The sequence below is a fragment of the Marinobacter sp. MMG032 genome (assembly GCF_040112695.1).
In the GTDB taxonomy this organism is placed as follows: Bacteria; Pseudomonadota; Gammaproteobacteria; order Pseudomonadales; family Oleiphilaceae; genus Marinobacter; species Marinobacter salsuginis.
The window spans coordinates 1,659,210-1,677,473 of record NZ_CP157802.1 but is presented as its reverse complement, the minus strand read 5'-3'; the positions used below and the strand labels follow the sequence as shown (position 1 = coordinate 1,677,473).

Sequence of the window (18,264 nt, the reverse complement as noted above, 5' to 3'; positions counted from 1 at the left end):
CGACGGAAAACAGGAATATTCGGGAGAGATTTATGGAATTACCTGTCGCAGTTCAGCAGGCTCTGGGGGAGACAGCAGCTGGTGTATCCCTTAGGGATGCAGGCCAGGCGAGCCAGAAAGAACTGTTGCGAATGGTTCTGCTCAGTGATGAGCAAGGGAATCTGCAGGTAATCTGCCGGCGCGACGATCTGATTGATCTGGAACAGCTGAACAAGCAGCTTGGCCGCGATCTTTGCCTGATGAAACGGCGTGAACAGTTGCGGGTTCGGGAAAGGGCCGGTCTCAAGGCGCTTCCGGCTCTGCCGTCTCTGACAGGCTGGCCAACCGTGGTCGATGAACGCGTGGATGACCTGCCGGCGGTTGCCCTGGAACTGGGCGAGCAGAATCTGGCGATGGTCATGCCAGCAGAGGATTTCCGGGCCCTGACCGCCAAGGCGGATCGGCGTTCCTTCGCCGTTGCTCCGGAATCCATCAACGTGAATCTTGATGACCACGGCAGGGATCGGGACCAGTTCCATTCCGCCATCAAGAAATTCACCGGCCTGAGAATACAGCAGCGACTGGAAGACACTCTGGAGCTGCCGCCGCTGCCGGAAACGGCCCAGCGGATTATCCATCTCAGGGTCAATCCCAACGCCGTCATGGGTGACCTCGTTGATATTGTCGAGAGTGACCCGAGCCTCGCGGCACAGGTGGTCAGCTGGGCATCCTCTTCCTTCTATGCGGCGGCAGGCCAGGTAAAGTCAGTGCACGACGCCGTTTCCCGGGTACTCGGTTTCGATCTGGTCATGAACCTGGCGATGGGCCTTTCACTCGGGCGGGCACTAAAACAGCCCCAGGATCACCCGGAGGGCTACGTTGATTACTGGCAGCAGGCAATCTGGCAGGCTCAGTCAGCGGGCATCCTGGCCAGCATGATGCCTCGTGGTGAGCGACCAGTGTTCGGCCTTGCCTACCTCGGCGGACTGCTCCATAACTTCGGTCATCTGGTTCTTGCACAGGTGTTCCCACCCCATTTCAAGCTGGTGTGCCGGTCACTGGAAGTAAATCCCGATATTGATTCTTCGGTTATCGAGCACTATCTGCTTGGCATTACCCGGGAACAGATCGCCGCCCAGTTGATGGAGAACTGGGGCATGCCGGATGAGGTCACCCTGGCGATCCGCTACCAGAAGAACCCCTCCTACGATGGCACTCACAGCGTCTATGCCAGGTTGCTGTGGTTGGGCCGTCAGTTGCTAACGGCCAGGGGCGTGGCTCTGGGTGCGGGAGAGGAAGTCAGTCAGGGGTTTTATGATGGGCTCGGGCTTGATCGGGCGCAGGTTGAAGAACAGTTTGATGAACTGGTTAACAGCAAGGACAGTGTGATGGCCATGGCCGGCATGATGAGCCAGTAATAAGCGATCTCTTCCAGATTCATGCCAAAAAAAGCCGGCCCCAAGGCCGGCAAGCTCACCCGCTTTATTGCAGTGTCGTCCAAACTTATCAGGAGAAAACAACGTTAGGTGGCACCTTCCGCAGATGATAGGTGCGTCCCTGATTTCAATTTAGACCCTGATAGAAAAAAGAAAAGTCAACAGTTGTAACTGTGAAGGAATGAGCAGGGTGTCAGTTTTTCGAATCTACAGAACCTTTTGATTTGCTGAACTAAAATATCTGTTTTACCACTATTCGAGTTACAAAATGTTACAAAAATGAGGTCTGACCAGTTGCTGCGAGCGCGTAACTGCGGTCAAAAAGAATGGTGTCGGACAGCCGTTGCCGCTCTGCGAATCTCGTCGGCGTGTTTCTGCTCAACCTCGAATCGTTCCTTGTCCATTTTATCCACGAACTTCGTTTCCGTTGCCTGACGGGCCCGATGGGTGGGCATGTGCTGCAGTTGGTCGTGTACTTCCTGAAAAATCCTGAAAGGCGCCTGATCCAACAACTCCGGGGCAATGTGGTCGAGGAGGCCCTTTAGCCTGAGGCAGGCTTCCGAGTATTCGATCTGGTCCTCTTCAACGGCCATAGCGATGACCCGGATACTGCGGATCATGTCTGTTCTGCGGTTGGTCTGGAACTCCTCGGCCTTGGCCTGCCGCTTGCGATTTTCCGAGAGCAATCCTATTTGACGGCGGATAAACACCAGCAAAAGGATAATGGCGACCAGGCCAGCGATGATCAGACTCCATTGCAGCCACTGGGGCATTATCGACTCCTTTTTTGAATCAAGCCCGTTTGCGTTGGCGCTCCGGGCGCCAGACTTTGACACTGACGGGTTGCCCATTCAATACGGAAGTACCAGAGAGCGGATCAATATCGCCGTCGCTGAGCACGTCGTTGATGCTGGCGCCAGCGTGGGCTGTAGCCACCGACAGGCCGGTGCCGTCCCGGTCATGGCCCCAGCCATGGGGAATGGACACCACGCCCGGCATGAGATCCTCGGTAATCTCGACCGGTAAAACAATCTGCCCGGATTCGGATGCAATCTCGGCGGAGTCAGCCGCCTGCAAACCCAGGCGACTGGCATCCCTGGGGTGGATCATCAAAGTGCAACGGTCCTTGCCTTTTACCAGCCGCTGACTGTTGTGCATCCACGAGTTGTTGCTTCGGACATGGCGCCGGCCGATCAGTTGTAGGGAATCTCCTCCGGGAGCTGCCAGGGTATCGCGCAGCCTCCCTAGATCGTCAAGGTAGCGCCTGGGGGCAAGGTTGATCTTGCCGTCGCGTGTAAACAGCCGCTCTGGCAGGGATGATCGCAGCGGCCCGAGATCGACCCCATTCGGGTTATCCTTCAGGGCGCTCAAGGACAGCCCCTTGGGTAGTTCGTCCCAGTGGCGGTTCAGGGGGCTGAGTTTGGCCAGGCCACGAAGCGGGTTTCGCTTCGGCAGGATGTCAATCGCGAGATCAACCACGGGCTGCATCAGGCCCCGGGCGCGTCCGGCATCAGCGCCATAGGGACCTGAGCGCAACAGCAGGTCAAGAATGGGATCGGGGCCAATCTGTTTGAAAGCGCGCCAGCCCAGCTCCGTACGCATGGGGAGCTTACCTCCCTTCTGGAGCTTTTCCAGCCGATGGGCCAGTTCCAGCAAGATCTGCCAGTCATGGCGGGTGTCCGGGCCGGCATCGAACAGTGCTTCGCTGTATTTGGCGAAATTGCGCACCGCAAACATGCTGAAAATCAGGTCGTAGTGGCTGCGTTCCAATGCCGCTGTTGGCGGCAGAATGATATCGGCATGACGGGTAGTTTCGTTCAGGTAATAGTCCACCGAGACCATGAAGTCGAGGCCGGCGAGAGCCTCTTCCAGGCGTCGCCCGTTAGGGCTGGAAAGCACCGGGTTGCCGGCAACGGTGACAAACGCCCGGATCTGCCCTTCACCGGGTGTCAGCATCTCATCGGCCATGGTGCTGGCAGGATACTCACCGGCGAACTCAGGCAACCCCTTGACGCGGCTGTGGCGTTTGCCGAAGTGGCCTTTTTGACCGGCCATGGCGCCGAGTTCCACCAGATCGATCGCCGGTTGCGAAAACAGAACTCCGCCCGGCAGATCCAGTTTCCCGGTCAGGATATTAAGGCAGTAGGCCAGCCAGGTAGCCACACCGCCAAACGTCTGGGTGCTGGTGCCCATCCGGGTATACAGGGCTGCCTTCCGGGTATTGGCCAGTTGCCTGGCCAGCGCCCGGATGTCCTCTGTGGAGATGCCGGTGGGCTCGCTGACGGCCTCGGGGGTGAAGCTGAGGGCGGCCAGGCGCAGAAGGTCTACGTCCTTCACCAAGCGCTCGGCCGGTCCAGGATCCAACAACCCTTCTTCAAACAATGTGTGCACCATAGCCATCAGCATCAGGGCATCGCTTCCGGGCCGGATGAAATGGAACTCGTCGGCCAGTTTCGCGGTCTCGGTGCGGCGCGGGTCAACCACGATCATCCTGCCACCGCGCTGTTTCAGGGCCTTGAGCCGTCCTCGAAAGTCCGGAACGGTCATCAGGCTACCATTGGATGCCATGGGATTGGCGCCAATGCAGATAAACAGATCCGTGTGATCGATATCGGGAATGGGGAACAGAACCTGATGCCCGAACATCTCCAGGCTGGCCAGCATGTGAGGTAGTTGATCGTTCGAGGTTGCCGAGAACCGGTTCTGGGTTCCGATTGCCCGCAGCAACGGCATGGTGGCAACCAGAGAGCCGTGGTTGTGGACGTTCGGGTTGCCCAGATAGACGCCGATGCTGTTGCGACCGTGGTCCTGACGGGTCTGGTGGAGTTTTTCGGCAACCAGATCAAACGCCTCGGCCCATTCCATTTCCTGCCAGCCGCTCTGGGTCTTCCGGACCGGCTTTTTCAAGCGGTCCGGATCCTCGTGCAGGTCTTGCAACGCAACCGCCTTCGGGCAGATATGTCCCCGGCTCAGTGGATCATTTTCATCACCCTTGATGGATGCGATCCGACCGTCCTTCAGTTCGATTGCGACACCGCACATGGCCTCGCAAAGGTGACAGGTACGATAGTGGGTGCCGTTTTCCATGAGGAGGTGCTCCTGGCGGGTTGTTATTGTGTTATCGCGGTTTCAATGTGAAACCAGATTAGCAGCAAATGACTGAGAGGGGGAATGGCCATGGGGTATCCTCCTTTGCAAAAAGGGCCAACCCGAAGGCTGACCCTTTGTGCGGACTCCAGAGCTCTTTAGTGGTCCACCGGTATCTCTTTGACCGGGTTGGAGATGAAGTTGAGGTAGACGCCCTGTTCGGGAATCTGAAGAGGCAGATCAATCGTCACAATTTCACCGCCGGGAACGCCTAGGGCTCGCGCCCGAACGTTGATGTCCACCAGATTGGAGTTGCGTTGCTCAATCTGCATCCGGCCGTCATCGAAAAAGGTGATATTGCCTTCGAGTTCAAGCACAAATTCCCTGCCATAAAGATCGTGACGGCCCCCGAGAGGAATTTCCATGTCCGGTGCATCCAGCATCAGTTCCGCCCGGGTCTTGAATACCGGTTGGCCATTGTCGCCTTCGGTGATCACCCCGGGTATCAGGCTGGAACGGCTGCAGGCCGGGCCCGAACACGCCGGATCGTCCTTGGCGTAGCGCATGCGGAGAACCTGGGTATTGGTAATGGATTCCTCCTGAAGTGGGATAAATCCAAAAACCCTGAGTTCTGTGAACACGCTGATCGAAGTGGTCGCCAATTGCGTGGGATACAGGTTCACCAGAATCCCTTCATCGCCGGTCGGTTCATACACGCCAGGGCCAACCACCTCCGTGTTCAGGGCATAGGTCTGATAGATGAACTTGTCTTTCGGGCAACGCTCGCCGGTCTCGCAGCCAACCCGGGCATCGGCAGTACTGGCGACAATAACAGGCGGAGAAGCGGAGGCCTCGTTATTGCGCACCCTCAGTTTGGTTGAATTGGCTGAAGCGGCCCAACCGTCATTGTCGCTGCCCTCGTGGGCGAAAGGCTCAAGACACTCCGGATTGGTATTTGAGTCGCAATCCACCAGGAAGTTTGCGTTGGTATCGCGAACGGGCAGGTTCCGCAGCGGTGTGAACACGCTGTCCAGCGGCTCTGTTCCAGTGAAATAGATCACCATGTCATCGGGACCGTTGTTGCTGCCGCCGTCATCCAGCCCTTCAAGCAGGTCGGTTTTCAGGGCTAATCCATCGGTGTCGCAAATCGAACCGTAGTTTCCGGCTGTACAGGTACCGGCGTCTTCGGATGATTTCAGGGTGTAGCGGTAGTGTGCGCCAGGCTCCCAGGGCTGGTCCGGGTAGAAGCGGATCCGCTGAAGGTTTTTCTCAAGCCGACCAGGTACATCGCTTTCCAGGACTGTCACCGAGCCATTCGGTTCCTGACTCACTTTTTCAACCATAAACGTGTCGCCGGGAACAATCGAATCCAGATCCATGGACTTTGAGAAGACCACGGTGATGGGGCGATCTGACGGCATGGTACTGACTGGTAGAATGTCTCCGATACCGCCATCCGAATAGCACTGCCCAAGCACTCCAGTGGAGAGGTCCAGAAGGCTGTGGTCGGTTTCGCATGGGTAGCCCGGATAGGTGGTCAGGGCCAGGGCAGGGCGTCTGGTTACGGAGGAGTCCCCCATGTCTTCCAGTGAAAACTGCAAGGGAGCGGTGGTGGCCGGGTTGCCGGCGAGATCGGTCAAACCATCAACAACGACTTTATAGTCGACTCCATGGCGAAGGCCACCGTCGGGATTGAGGATGATCGCCGTTCCGTCCAGCTTGGTCTCAAGTGCCTCGACGGGAACACCATCAGCGAACAGCGAGACGCCGGAATCAATGGAGTCCTTGGACAGGGGCTCGTCAAAGAAGAGAATGACCGGATCCCCCGGCCGCTGCATAGACTGGCGCGTGTCTGGAATGGCATTGTCGGGGCCGGGCATCCAACTGACCAGGCTCGGCGGTGTGCTGTCCAATTCACGGAGCATTTCGGCATCCAGTACCGAGTCGGCATCGGTCGCCGCCTGCAGGTGGAACGCGATGGTCGAGTCAGTGTACTCCTGCCCCAGAAGATTGGGCTCCACCATGCCGATGGCGTCGATGGTCAGTACACCATCCTGCACCAGGGCAATGCCGCGCAGCTCCACCCCCATCAAATCCTGAGACAGCGCCGCATTGGGTTGTGCGTTTTCGGTGTTCATGGAGACATCCATAAACAACGTAATGTGCCTTGGTGCGTTGATGTCGTCGGTATAGGGATTGGGGCTCAGATAGCCCGAGGCATCTGAGAGCATGGTGACCTTGATGTTGCCGGTCGTCTGAAGTTGGCCGGTGGCGGCATCCAGAACCGGCACTTCCCCACCCACGAGAACATCAAGACTGGTGCTGTTCAGCACGCTGCCGCGGGCAATGCGCAACGGCAGTGCTTCATCGGCTTCGAACGCTGGTGCAAAGGCCAGCTCCGCAAACAGGTCGCCGGTCTGTTGGGACGGGCCGGCTTCACCCTGCAGTACGGAATTGAGAGTTACGCCGTTGATGACCTGTCCGTTCAGAACTGACCGGGTTGCGTCCTCTTCCGCTGCGCCTGACGCCAGGCCGGAGTCAACAGCGGATTGCTGCAGCACCACGGTGGGTCCGGTTTCTCTGGGCGTGAATGTAAACTCGTGACTGAACCGATCGGTCTGCGGGGAGTTGAGGCTGGCCAGGTTTTCGAGTTGCAGCGTGTAGGTCTGGCTGGTATCCAGAACATCGTCCTTGCTGCCACATTCCCTGGGATCCTCGACCACGCAGGGATCCACGGTTATCCGGTTGCCTTTTACCCGAACCATCGCCGGGATTTCATCGCCGTTGCCATCGCGAAGCTGGATCGACCCGCCCAGGGCCTCCCACTCTGGGTGGACGGGATGGGTCATGGCCAACCGGAAGGTAGAGAAGTTCATGGCCTTGAACGGACCATCATTTGCCGGCACCTGCCAGGCAATACCAAAATCCTCGGCTGAGTTGGTTGTGCTCGCCGGCCCGGAAAAGCCGCCCCGGGTCTCGAACTGAATGCCGGCGTCACCCACCGCGTTGGGCGTGACGATCTGTCGACCACCTTCGGCCATCAGGGGCTCCCTAAAGGTCACCGTGTACGCGCCGAGCTGGTCGAGCTCTGAGGTAGGGGACAGCTTCAGGCTTTTACCCCCGTCCACCCGGCTGATCGAGAAGGGCACGGGTTGGCCCTGGGATTCCATCAGGATCTTTTCTTCTAGGCCCGCATCCTCGTCGGTCAGCGCATGGCTGAAGCGAAGAACGATGTCTGCCTTCGGGCTGACCCCCGCCTGCCCGTCGGTCGGATAGGAATAGATCACAGAGCCGGGAGAGACTGTCTCGTTCATGGTCTGTTCGTCGCCGCCACAGGCAGCCAGTAACAGGGCGGGAACCAGTGCCAGTGTTTTGTTGTACTTCATGGCGTGCCCTCCTTAAAACTTCAGGGTAATGGAGCCGCTGACAACGTGAACGTCGCCGTCTGCCGTAACCGGTGTTTCGTTGCCATCAAAATCCACCAGCGTAAAATCCCGTTCCTGAAGCTGCTGGTACTGATAACCAATGTCCAGGCGGACGGGGTAGGCCAGCAGACGGGTGCGGTCGTATGTGGCGCTCAGGCCCAGGCCGACCACGATCTTGTCGGTATCGAGATAATTGATCTCCGGATTGCGAGTGGACTTGAGGGGGGATTCCTCGTACGCCACGCCGCCACGTACGGAGAAGTTCTTGTTGAGCGCGTACTCGGCGCCGATTCGGGGAATCAGCACGTCGTCGAACTGAATCCGGCTGCCCGCTGGCACCGACTGCTGATCCTTGATTGTGTCGGAAGAAAACTCGTTCTCCAGCTCTGACCAGTTCTGCTGCTCCACGCTGCCACCGATCCGCCAGTTTTCGCCCCTGTACTGGGCACCAACACCAAAGGTTTCCGGCTGGAAGGAGTCAATGGTAGAGACCGCCAGACTCAGGCCGGGATCCGGGATGGTCTGGGTAACAATAATGTTGGAGTCCACCGATGTAGAAGCAGCTGACTTGGTGCGATAGGTGAATGCGGTTTCCCAGCCGTCCAGGAAACAGTCGCTGTCCGGGCAAAACGTGCTTCCCAGGTCGATGTTGGTGCCCAGGATCGTTTTCAGTGAGGGTTCAGCGTTGACTGCCAGTCGCTCGCGGCTGGTTTCGCCACCGAGGGTCGAGACCGCATCAAGGTTTGCCTGGGCATCCAAGGTAACGCGCACCGAGGCACCGGCGGAGATGCCACGCCAGATTGGCGTAGCGCCCCCGATGTTGAGGAACAGGGGTTCTTTTCCATACTGCAGGAACTGGCCGTTCTCCGTGGTTTGCGAATCGAAGGCCAGCATTTCCTTGCCGTATTTCTCAACGCCGGCAATAAAGCCCAGATAGATTGGATGTTTGAAGCGAGTCAAAGAACCCAGATTGGTTTTCATACCAATAAGAACGTGCTGGCTCGGCGAGTTGGCCAGAATATCGCCATTGGCATTCGGGTTGGCAGAACGAAGCTCCTGCTCGGCATGCAGAATGCCGGCGGTCAGCTCCCCGCGCTCATCTTTGGTCAAGTAAGCGGGGTTGTAATAGGTGGCAGATACCTGGTCGTTGAACATCGACAGGGACTGGGCCGTAGCGACATCCACCGGCATAACGCCGTAGGTGGTGCCAAGGTTGCCCATGCTGGCATTGACCGGAAGAGAAAAACCGACAGAGGCGGTGGTGATAGCAAGAGACAGTGCCCTTGACCGGGAAAGGGAGGAAAAAGCCATTGATACACTCCATTACTTCGTTGTTTTTATACTCGTGCCGTGAGGTGTCCTTGCACGGCTGGTATTTTTGTTCAGGAGCTAGTGTATTCGGCTTGTCTTTTGGGGACGTTGGCTTTTTTGACAAAAATTAAGGGCGGGAGAACCATGTATCGATAAACGATTGACACTTCGTATGGATATTCTTTGTCATTGCGGATACAGGAAGTGGTGGGCCCAGCTGGACTCGAACCAGCGACCAAGGGATTATGAGTCCCCTGCTCTAACCAACTGAGCTATAGGCCCGTTCAGCGAATGCTGTTTTGAAAGGTGTTTCCTGGGGGGAAACAAAGCGGGCGCCATTATACCGGTGAGGTAAGGCGCCCGCTACTGTTGTAGTGCTTATCCGTTGCCCTGGTCGTCGATAAAGCCGCGCAGGTGGTCGGAGCGTGACGGGTGACGCAGTTTGCGCAGCGCCTTGGCTTCGATCTGACGGATACGCTCCCGGGTTACGTCGAACTGTTTGCCGACTTCTTCCAGGGTGTGGTCGGTGTTCATCTCGATACCAAAACGCATCCGCAGTACCTTGGATTCGCGGGCGGTAAGGCCGGCCAGTACCGAGCGGGTGGCTTCGCGCAGGCCTTCGGCGGTAGCAGAATCCACCGGGGAGAGAGCCTGGATATCTTCGATGAAGTCGCCCAGATGGCTGTCTTCGTCGTCGCCGATCGGGGTTTCCATGGAAATAGGCTCTTTGGCGATCTTCAGTACCTTGCGGATCTTGTCCTCGGGCATTTCCATGCGCTCGCCCAGCTCTTCCGGCGTGGGCTCGCGGCCCATCTCCTGCAGCATCTGTCGGGAGATGCGGTTGAGCTTGTTGATGGTCTCGATCATGTGCACCGGAATACGGATGGTGCGGGCCTGGTCCGCGATGGAGCGGGTGATAGCCTGACGGATCCACCAGGTCGCGTAGGTCGAGAACTTGTAACCCCGACGGTACTCGAACTTGTCGACAGCCTTCATCAGGCCGATGTTGCCCTCCTGGATCAGATCCAGGAACTGCAGGCCACGGTTGGTGTACTTCTTGGCGATAGAAATAACCAGACGCAGGTTGGCTTCAACCATTTCTTTCTTGGCACGGCGAGCCTTGGCTTCACCGATGGAGACGCGACGGTTGATTTCCTTGATATCGGCAACGTCCAGATCCACTTCAGTCTGCACGTTCTGGATGCGCTTCTGCAGGCGAACAATCTCGTCAATACGCTCGGCCATCGGCGCTGCGTAAGGCTTCTTGCTCTTGGCGATCTTGTCGGCCCAATCCAGGTTGGTTTCATTGCCCGGGAATGACTTGATGAAGTCCTTGCGGGGCATTTTGCACTCGCGAACACAGATCTGCATGATCGCGCGCTCGTTCTCGCGAACCAGATCATTGGTGGAACGAACCACGTTGACCAGTTCGTCAAATGCCTTGTTGGCGAGCTTGAACGGAGCGAATACCTGGCCCAGCTCGTTCAGGGCTTCCTGGGTTTTTTTGTCGGAACGACCGTGCTTGGCCAAAGCCTTGTTGGCTGCATCCAGCTTTTCGTTGAGCAGTTCGAAACGAAGCCGGGTCTCTTCCGGATCCGGGCCGTTATCGGTTTCTTCTTCCGAGGAGTCGTCGTCATCGTCTGAATCAGAGTCGGAATCATCAGAGCTTTCGGGGGTGGTGTCCTCACCCATGAACGGCTCGGCATCGTCCGGATCCAGGAAGCCGGTTACGATGTCGCTGATACGGCCTTCGTTTTCAAGAATGCGGTCGTAGGCCTGGATAACGGTGCCAGCGGTGCCTGGGAAGTGGGCAACGGCGGCCATCACATCGCGAATGCCTTCCTCGATGCGCTTGGCAATGACGATTTCGCCCTCGCGAGTAAGCAGCTCGACGGTGCCCATTTCGCGCATGTACATGCGAACTGGATCCGTAGTGCGGCCGGCATCGGTTTCAACAGCGGCCAGAGCGGCGGCGGCTTCAGCGGCGGCGGCTTCGTCAGCGGTGGAATCACCCTCGGTCATGAGCAGGGTATCGGCGTCGGGTGTTTCTTCGCACACCTGGATACCCATGTCGTTGATCATGCGAATGATGTCTTCGACCTGATCCGGGTCGGCGATGTCTTCCGGGAGGTGGTCGTTTACCTCGGCGTAAGTCAGGTAACCTTGTTCCTTGCCTCGTGCAATGAGGTCTTTCAAACGTGATTTTTGCGAATTGCCTGACATAGACACCCTGTGAACTCGCTTTTAGACGGAAAAAAGTTAAACAGCCATTATAGCTGTCGCTCGGTTGCTCTGCCACCGAATGGTTAGATGGTGATCAGTGCGTCAAGTTTCAAGTGCTGCTAGTCCGCGGAGCCACTACTCAGGGACTTCAGCTCCTGTCGTTCCTCGCTTGTGAGGTTGGACAGGTTTCTCAATAATGTGGCAAGCCGCTGCTGGCGGGATGCCTCTTCGTTCGGACTCAGCAGCTCTCGGGCGGCGGCCAGTGTGCTCTCCCGCGCCGGAATATGTTCAATCCCGTCAAACAGGTGGAAAAACCGCTCGCGAGCAGACGAATCCAGTGCCAGAGTACGCACCAGCGTTTTCCGGTCCCGAATGTCACTTGCCAGAATCCACTCGGCAAAATTCCGGGCCTGATTGAATTGCCGGGAACTGCGGGCCAGTTCGGTCACCTCGGTGGCCAGGTCCGGTGCCTCCAGCAGGGCAAGGCACAGAATGCTGTCCTTGCTGAGCTTTACATCAATCCGATCTTCGGAAACCCGGTCCCGTCGCTCGCCGTTCCACCGGCCTTTCTGTCCCTGCTGGCGGTTCTGCCATTGGTTCCGGCCGCCGCACAGGCGCAGCATTTCGTGCCACATGGCATCCCGGAGGGTGCTTCTGGGCATTTTGTTCAGCAGGGGTTCAACCCTGGCTCGCAGTTCGCCCCGGTGCTCCGGCAACTGCAGGTCCAGCCCTTCGCTCTGCCGGTCAAACAGGTACCGTGACAGAGGTGTTGCACCTTCAATACGCTTCTGGAACGCCTGCGCTCCCTCCTTGCGCACCAGGGTGTCCGGATCCTCTCCCTGAGGCAGCATCAGAAACTGCAGGTGTAGGCCGTCGGCCATCAGTTCCAGTGCGTTTTCCATGGCCTTGTCGGCGGCCCGGAAGCCGGCCTGGTCGCCGTCGAAGCAGAACACTATGTGCCTGACCTGCTTTAACAGTGCCTGCAGACTGTCCTGATTCGTCGCGGTGCCCAGTGTCGCAACTGCATAGTGAATGCCGTGTTGGGCGAGGGCGATCACGTCCATGTAACCCTCAACCACCAGCAGCTTGTCTAACTGCCGGATGGCCTGCTTGGCTTCGAAAAGCCCGTAAATCTCGCGACTCTTGTGGAATACATCTGACTCCGGAGAGTTGATGTATTTTGCCTTGTCGTCACCAAGCGTGCGCCCACCAAAGGCAACGGTTCTGCCGCGGGTGTTACGGATCGGGAACATGACCCGGTTGCGGAACAGATCTCTTGGCCTGCCGTATTTGTCAGACACCGTCCCTGTTTCAATCAGCGGGCCTTGCAGGTCCTTGCTGGCGGCATCAAACAGGGCGGTACCGGTTGAGGGGGCATACCCCACCTGATACTGCTCAATGATGGCGTTATCCAGTCCCCGTTGTTTCAGATAGTCCCGGGCGTAGGCGCCTTGTTGACCCTTGAGTGCCGATTGATAGAAACGGGTGGCAAAGTCCAGCGCGTCGGTTAAAGTCCGCGCCTGCTGCATTTCCTGCTTTGCCGCCCGGTCATAGGGGACTTCAAGCCCCACTCGTTTGGCCAGCTCCTCAACCGCTTCGGTAAATCCCAGGCCTTCAAACTCCCTGACGAAGCTGATGGCATCGCCGTGGGCGCCGCATCCGAAACAATGGTAAAAGCCTTTGTCTGGCCGGACGTTGAACGAGGGCGTTTTCTCGTCGTGGAACGGGCAGCAGGCCTTGTAGTTGGCCCCGGCTTTCTTGAGCGTAATGCGGGAACCGATCAGCTCCGCCAGGTCGATACGATCCAGCAGGTTTTCAACAAACTGTTGAGGGATCAGTCCGCTCATGGGGGCTCCACATCAGGCCGTCATCGGAGTTGGCCAATAGCCAAAAATGCCGCCGAAGCCAGGCCTCGGCGGCATTTTTGAGTCGCTCTGTGCAGCCTGCGGCTGGACAGGCAATCAGTGCTTTGCAGTCAAGCGGCGTCAGGTAAAACTCAGTACAGACGCTCGAACTTGCGCTGTTCCCGCTGAAGCTTCTTGAGATGACGCTTAACGGCAGCGGCTGCTTTGCGCTTACGAACAGCGGTCGGCTTCTCGTAATGCTCGCGACGACGTACTTCAGAAAGTACACCCGCTTTTTCGCAGGAACGCTTGAAGCGACGCAGTGCTACGTCAAACGGTTCATTCTCTTTCACTTTAACAGCTGGCATTCGGAAATCACCTACCTGATAGATTCGGTTTCAATTTTGTCCGTCTGGCATGGCCAGATCGGTTCTCGATCCCTGGTCAGATTGGCTAAAACTCGACCAGTGCATATTTTAGGGCGGCAATGATAGCGCCTGCGTTATAGCAAGGTCAATGTTTGTTCGATGAATCTGCCAGTGGGTTTCGGGTTTCTGCTAAAATGCGCGTCGTTTTCATTTCTGCCAACCAACATGGCCCGACATTATGCTGATTCTAGGTATCGAAACGTCCTGTGATGAGACCGGCGTGGCGCTGTATGACACCGAAGCGGGATTGCTGGGACATGCCCTGTTCAGTCAGATCGACATGCACGCCGATTACGGGGGGGTCGTGCCTGAGCTGGCGTCCCGGGATCACGTTCGAAAGCTGCTGCCCCTGTGCGACCAGGTACTATCAGACGCGGGCAAACGTCGGTCAGATATAGAGGGTATTGCCTACACTGCAGGCCCTGGATTGGTGGGCGCCCTGATGGTGGGCGGCTCGGTGGCCCATGCCCTGGGTTTTGCCCTGGGTGTTCCTGTTCTGGGCGTGCACCACATGGAAGGGCATCTGCTGGCCCCCATGTTGGAAGACAACCCGCCCGGATTTCCGTTCGTCGCATTGCTGGTCTCTGGTGGCCACACCCAACTGGTCAGGGTTGATGGCATTGGCGAGTACGAGATGCTGGGCGAATCGGTGGACGATGCCGCCGGTGAAGCCTTTGACAAGACTGCCAAGATGCTCGGCTTGGACTATCCGGGTGGCCCTCGGGTGGCGGCGCTCGCGGAAAAGGGAACCGAAGGCCGTTACCGGTTCCCCAGGCCAATGACCGACCGGCCCGGGTTGGATTTCAGCTTCAGCGGCCTGAAAACCTTCACCCTCAACACCGTCAATGCTGCACGGGAGGCAGGCGGGCTGGATGAGCAGACCCGGGCGGATATCGCCCTGGCGTTTGAAGCTGCTGTGGTTGATACACTGACTATCAAGTGCCGTCGGGCCCTGGAGCAGACAGGTTGCAAGCGTCTGGTCATTGCCGGGGGTGTCAGTGCCAACAAACGCCTTCGGGCGGGCCTGGAGAAAATGACTGCCAAGCTCAAGGCCCACGTGTTCTATGCCCGGCCGGAATTCTGCACGGATAACGGTGCAATGATCGCCTACGCTGGCGCCCAGCGCATGAGGGCTGGCCAGCAGGATGGTGAGCGGATTGTGGCGGTGCCCCGATGGCCAATGAATACGCTGCCACCGATCAACGAACCGCGATCCACCGGTCTGGTGGACTGATCGCTACAGCCCGGCTTCGCGTCCCTGGGCCAGCCGGATCAGATTGTTCCGATGGCGAACCACAATCAGCAGGGCGAGCAGACCGAACAGGGGCAGGGTTTCCGGTTCAAGGAAGGCGCTGATCAACGGGCCACTGATAATCGCCACCAGGGAGGCGAGAGCTGAGATGCGCCAGCGCCAGATCACCAGCATCCAGATAGCGGCCATCATCAACGTTGTAACCGGAGCCAGGGCAAGGCCGGCCCCGAGTGCGGTTGCAACCCCTTTTCCACCCTTGAATCGATAGAAAACCGGGATCATGTGGCCGGTGACGGCGCAAAGGGCAACGACGGCCTGAACCATTACCGAAAGTCCGGCGGCATGAGCCAGCCATACAGGTAGCCAGCCTTTGGCCGCATCCAGCGCCAGAGTCAGCAGTGCTGGCGCCCAACCGCCCGTGCGGTAGACGTTGGTGGCTCCGGGGTTGCCGGAGCCCTGGGCCCGCGGGTCTGGCAGTTTCCAGAGTTGGCATACCGGCAGCGCAAACAACACCGAGCCTGCCACATACGCGGCGGCGCAGAGTAAAACCGTTAACACCGGGTCACTGAGAAGCATGCTGTGGGCTCGGAAGCAAAGACGACTATGGCCAATATGTGCGAAAATGCCCGCCCTGAAAACGCAGGCGGGCTTGATCACAGTATCCCCTGGCTGTGCGTTATTCAATCACCAAAGAGTGGAAGAACCCGGGAGCACCCTTGGCAGACACCGTATTGATCGAAGGCCTGGTTGTGGAGACTGTGGTCGGAGTTTACGACTGGGAGCGGGAAGTCACCCAGAGCCTGGTGATTGATCTGGAAATGGCCTGGGATAACCGGGCGCCGGGCAAGACCGACGAAGTTGCTGACGCTCTGGATTACGCGGCTGTGAGTACCCGGGTCGAGTCCTGCCTGCAGACGCTCAGGCCGAAACTGCTTGAGTATGGGGCGGAAGTTCTGGCCAAAACCCTGCAGGATGAATTCGGCATAAGCTGGCTGCGACTGGCTATCCGCAAGCCTGGCGCTGTACCCGCAGCAAAGGCGGTGGGCGTGCGGATCGAACGGGGAGAGAAAACTGAGACAGGAGCACGTTAATGGCAGCGGCCGCCCGGGTATACATCAGCATTGGCAGCAATGTGGACAGGGAGCGCTACGTCACTGCGGCACTTGATGCCCTTTCTGGGTGGTTTGGCGAGCTGATTATCTCCCCGGTCTATGACAGCGAGGCTGTCGGATTTGACGGGTCACCGTTCTTGAACCTTGTGGTGGGTGTAGATACGTCCTTGTCGGTTGCCGAGCTGTCACAGCGTTTCAAACAGTTGGAAGCCGACAACGGCCGGCGTCGGGATGTCCCGAAATTCAGCGCGCGGACCCTTGATCTGGATATTCTCACCTATGGTAACGCGGTCGGTCGGATAGACGGCGTCGAGCTGCCCAGAGGGGAAATCCTGAAAAACGCTTTCGTGCTGCGGCCGCTCGCCGACATCGCGCCGGAGGAGGTGCATCCGGTGTGCGGTAAATCCTACGGCCAGTTGTGGCGGGAATACAGCACCGGCCAGCGGCTCTGGCCGGTGGATTTCAACTGGCAAGGGCGGCAGATCTCAAGCGCTGCCGGCTGAGCGGAACCGCTCAATAAGGTGATCGGTCGAGCTGTCGCTGGCCTGGTTGCCTCCTTCATCCCCAAGCAGTCGCGGCAAAATACCCTTGCCCAGTTGTTTGCCTAGTTCCACGCCCCACTGGTCGAATGAATCTACATCCCAGATTACCCCCTGAACAAAGGTGCGGTGTTCGTAGAGCGCGATCAGGGCTCCCACGGTCTCCGGGGTAACCTTTTCCATGGTCAGGGTATTGCTCGGCTTATTGCCGGGGATGACCTTGTGGGGCGCAAGCTGCTCAATCTCGCTTTCGTCCCGCCCTTCTGCTTTCAGCTCAGACCTGGCTTCTTCCAGTGATTTGCCGGCCATCATGGCCCGGGACTGGCTCAGGCAGTTGGCAAACAGGTCTGCGTGATGGGTAGCCACCGGATTGTGGGATTTCAGGGGGATGATGAAATCCGCCGGAATCAGTCGGGTGCCCTGGTGGATCAATTGGTGATAGGCGTGCTGGCCATTGGCGCCGACCCCACCCCAGATGACCGGTCCGGATTGCCAGCCCAGGGTATCGCCGGCCTGGGTCACGCTCTTGCCATTGCTTTCCATGTCCAGCTGCTGGAGGTGGTCCGGCAGGCTGCGAAGGTAGTGATCGTAGGGCAGGATTGCGTGGGTCTCGGCACCCCAGAAGTTGTTGTACCAGACGCCAAGCATGGCCATGACGACAGGCAGATTTTCCGCCAGTGGCGCTTCACGAAAGTGCTGATCCATGGCATGGGCGCCGGCCAGCAGAGCCCGGAAGTTGGCCATGCCAACACGGAAGGCAATGGGAAGTCCGATGGCAGACCAGAGCGAGTAACGTCCGCCTACCCAATCCCACATCGGGAAAACGTTGTCCGAATCAACGCCGAAGTCCTGTGCCGCGGGTACGTTGGCGGTCACTGCCATGAAATGCCGCGAGACAGCCTGTTCATCACCGCAGCGGTCCAGAAACCACTGTCGCGCCACCTTGCTGTTCTCCAGCGTTTCCTGCGTACGGAAGGACTTCGACTGGATCAGGAAAAGGGTGGTTTCCGGGTTTACCTGGCGAAGCGTCTCACAAATCTCTGTGCCGTCGATGTTGGCCACGTAATGGCAGCGGATACCAGACTGGGCGTAGGGCTGAAGGGCTTCGCTGACTAGCTTTGGGCCCAGATAGGAGCCGCCGATACCGATGCTCACTACATCGGTGAAAAGCTTGCCGGTGTATCCGGTGCGACGTTGGTGCAGAACGTCGTTTACCAGTGTTTCCATGCGATCGAGAGTGCTCTGTACCACGGCGACCACGTCCTCGCCGTCTATCATGATGGCCTCGTTGCCGGGATGGCGCAGGGCGGTATGCAGGGCAGGGCGATCTTCGGTAATGTTGACCCGCTCCCCCTGCAACAGGGCCTCCCGCCTGGCTTCCAGGTCGCAGCTGCTGGCCAGAGCCAACAGTGCCTCCAACACCTCATCCGTAAGCCGGTTCTTGGAAAAATCCAGTGACAGACCTGCTCCCTCGATAAAATAGCGCTTTGCCCGCCCCGGATCTTTATCGAACAGATCCTTCATCAAAACGCCTTCCAGGCGTTCCCTGTGCTCCTTCAGTGTCTGCCATTCGGGTTTCGAGGTCAGTACTGCAGGATGTGCGGGCATCAGAGGTTCCTTTTCTGTTG

The 18,264-nt window shown here is 58.1% G+C and carries 13 protein-coding genes and 1 tRNA gene; 4 read left to right on the top strand and 10 right to left on the bottom strand.

The features are described from left to right. The first annotated feature begins 32 nt into the window (after nucleotides 1-32). A complete protein-coding gene (locus ABNF92_RS07770; RefSeq protein ID WP_349343864.1) occupies nucleotides 33-1,397 on the top strand; it encodes an HDOD domain-containing protein in 1,365 nt (454 codons plus the stop codon). A 335-nt stretch (nucleotides 1,398-1,732) separates the two neighbouring features. Here ABNF92_RS07770 and ABNF92_RS07765 read toward each other — a convergent pair whose 3' ends face one another. The 8 genes from ABNF92_RS07765 to rpsU form a co-directional block, all read right to left on the bottom strand. After that, nucleotides 1,733-2,188 (bottom strand): DUF2489 domain-containing protein, encoded by a 456-nt coding sequence (locus ABNF92_RS07765; RefSeq protein WP_349343863.1) that lies wholly within the window; start codon nucleotides 2,186-2,188, stop codon nucleotides 1,733-1,735. A 19-nt stretch (nucleotides 2,189-2,207) separates the two neighbouring features. Further along, the gene (locus tag ABNF92_RS07760) at nucleotides 2,208-4,502 is read right to left on the bottom strand and encodes a molybdopterin oxidoreductase family protein (RefSeq protein ID WP_349343862.1); all 2,295 of its coding nucleotides are present in this window, start codon (nucleotides 4,500-4,502) and stop codon (nucleotides 2,208-2,210) included. Nucleotides 4,503-4,660: 158 nt separating this feature from the next. Continuing rightward, on the bottom strand, nucleotides 4,661-7,888 hold the full coding sequence (locus tag ABNF92_RS07755) for an Ig-like domain-containing protein (RefSeq protein ID WP_349343861.1): 3,228 nt from the start codon (nucleotides 7,886-7,888) through the stop codon (nucleotides 4,661-4,663). A gap of 12 nt (nucleotides 7,889-7,900) precedes the next feature. Further along, a complete protein-coding gene (gene aupA / locus ABNF92_RS07750; protein WP_153634888.1) occupies nucleotides 7,901-9,238 on the bottom strand; it encodes an alkane uptake protein AupA in 1,338 nt (445 codons plus the stop codon). Nucleotides 9,239-9,443: 205 nt separating this feature from the next. Next, nucleotides 9,444-9,520: transfer RNA gene (locus tag ABNF92_RS07745), tRNA-Ile, on the bottom strand. A gap of 96 nt (nucleotides 9,521-9,616) precedes the next feature. Further along, on the bottom strand, nucleotides 9,617-11,461 hold the full coding sequence (gene rpoD / locus ABNF92_RS07740; RefSeq protein WP_069184791.1) for an RNA polymerase sigma factor RpoD: 1,845 nt from the start codon (nucleotides 11,459-11,461) through the stop codon (nucleotides 9,617-9,619). A 119-nt stretch (nucleotides 11,462-11,580) separates the two neighbouring features. Then, on the bottom strand, nucleotides 11,581-13,308 hold the full coding sequence (dnaG, locus tag ABNF92_RS07735) for a DNA primase (RefSeq protein WP_349343860.1): 1,728 nt from the start codon (nucleotides 13,306-13,308) through the stop codon (nucleotides 11,581-11,583). A gap of 149 nt (nucleotides 13,309-13,457) precedes the next feature. Beyond that, nucleotides 13,458-13,673 (bottom strand): 30S ribosomal protein S21, encoded by a 216-nt coding sequence (gene rpsU / locus ABNF92_RS07730; RefSeq protein ID WP_007153483.1) that lies wholly within the window; start codon nucleotides 13,671-13,673, stop codon nucleotides 13,458-13,460. A 238-nt stretch (nucleotides 13,674-13,911) separates the two neighbouring features. Here rpsU and tsaD point away from each other — a divergent pair, with 238 nt between their 5' ends. After that, nucleotides 13,912-14,967, top strand: coding sequence for a tRNA (adenosine(37)-N6)-threonylcarbamoyltransferase complex transferase subunit TsaD (tsaD, locus tag ABNF92_RS07725; protein WP_222466597.1), 1,056 nt, complete (start codon nucleotides 13,912-13,914; stop codon nucleotides 14,965-14,967). Nucleotides 14,968-14,970: 3 nt separating this feature from the next. Here the strand turns inward: tsaD and plsY are convergent, their stop codons facing one another. Further along, on the bottom strand, nucleotides 14,971-15,561 hold the full coding sequence (gene plsY, locus ABNF92_RS07720) for a glycerol-3-phosphate 1-O-acyltransferase PlsY (RefSeq protein ID WP_291910064.1): 591 nt from the start codon (nucleotides 15,559-15,561) through the stop codon (nucleotides 14,971-14,973). Nucleotides 15,562-15,701: 140 nt separating this feature from the next. On the opposite strand from plsY, the gene ABNF92_RS07715 reads away from it, so the two are divergent. After that, entirely contained in the window at nucleotides 15,702-16,076 is a 375-nt protein-coding gene (locus tag ABNF92_RS07715; RefSeq protein WP_349343859.1) for a dihydroneopterin aldolase, read from the top strand. Next, nucleotides 16,076-16,600: a 2-amino-4-hydroxy-6-hydroxymethyldihydropteridine diphosphokinase gene (gene folK / locus ABNF92_RS07710; protein ID WP_069184796.1), complete on the top strand. Its 525-nt coding sequence runs from the start codon at nucleotides 16,076-16,078 to the stop codon at nucleotides 16,598-16,600. Before ABNF92_RS07715 ends, folK begins: the two co-directional genes overlap by 1 nt. Here folK and pgi read toward each other — a convergent pair. Next, nucleotides 16,583-18,244 carry a glucose-6-phosphate isomerase gene (gene pgi / locus ABNF92_RS07705; RefSeq protein WP_349343858.1) on the bottom strand — a complete coding sequence of 554 codons (1,662 nt, stop codon included), beginning with the start codon at nucleotides 18,242-18,244 and terminating at the stop codon, nucleotides 16,583-16,585. The two genes, folK and pgi, sit on opposite strands and share 18 nt — an antisense overlap. Nucleotides 18,245-18,264 lie beyond the last annotated feature (20 nt).

Bases quoted from the DNA above. Each gene is read 5' to 3' on its own strand.
- ABNF92_RS07765 (WP_349343863.1), bottom strand. From the start codon at position 2,188: ATGCCCCAGTGGCTGCAATGGAGTCTGATCATCGCTGGCCTGGTCGCC.
- rpsU (WP_007153483.1), bottom strand. From the start codon at position 13,673: ATGCCAGCTGTTAAAGTGAAAGAGAATGAACCGTTTGACGTAGCACTG.
- ABNF92_RS07760 (WP_349343862.1), bottom strand. From the start codon at position 4,502: ATGGAAAACGGCACCCACTATCGTACCTGTCACCTTTGCGAGGCCATG.
- tsaD (WP_222466597.1), top strand. From the start codon at position 13,912: ATGCTGATTCTAGGTATCGAAACGTCCTGTGATGAGACCGGCGTGGCG.
- aupA (WP_153634888.1), bottom strand. From the start codon at position 9,238: ATGGCTTTTTCCTCCCTTTCCCGGTCAAGGGCACTGTCTCTTGCTATC.
- ABNF92_RS07755 (WP_349343861.1), bottom strand. From the start codon at position 7,888: ATGAAGTACAACAAAACACTGGCACTGGTTCCCGCCCTGTTACTGGCT.
- ABNF92_RS07770 (WP_349343864.1), top strand. From the start codon at position 33: ATGGAATTACCTGTCGCAGTTCAGCAGGCTCTGGGGGAGACAGCAGCT.
- plsY (WP_291910064.1), bottom strand. From the start codon at position 15,561: ATGCTTCTCAGTGACCCGGTGTTAACGGTTTTACTCTGCGCCGCCGCG.
- rpoD (WP_069184791.1), bottom strand. From the start codon at position 11,461: ATGTCAGGCAATTCGCAAAAATCACGTTTGAAAGACCTCATTGCACGA.
- dnaG (WP_349343860.1), bottom strand. From the start codon at position 13,308: ATGAGCGGACTGATCCCTCAACAGTTTGTTGAAAACCTGCTGGATCGT.
- folK (WP_069184796.1), top strand. From the start codon at position 16,076: ATGGCAGCGGCCGCCCGGGTATACATCAGCATTGGCAGCAATGTGGAC.
- pgi (WP_349343858.1), bottom strand. From the start codon at position 18,244: ATGCCCGCACATCCTGCAGTACTGACCTCGAAACCCGAATGGCAGACA.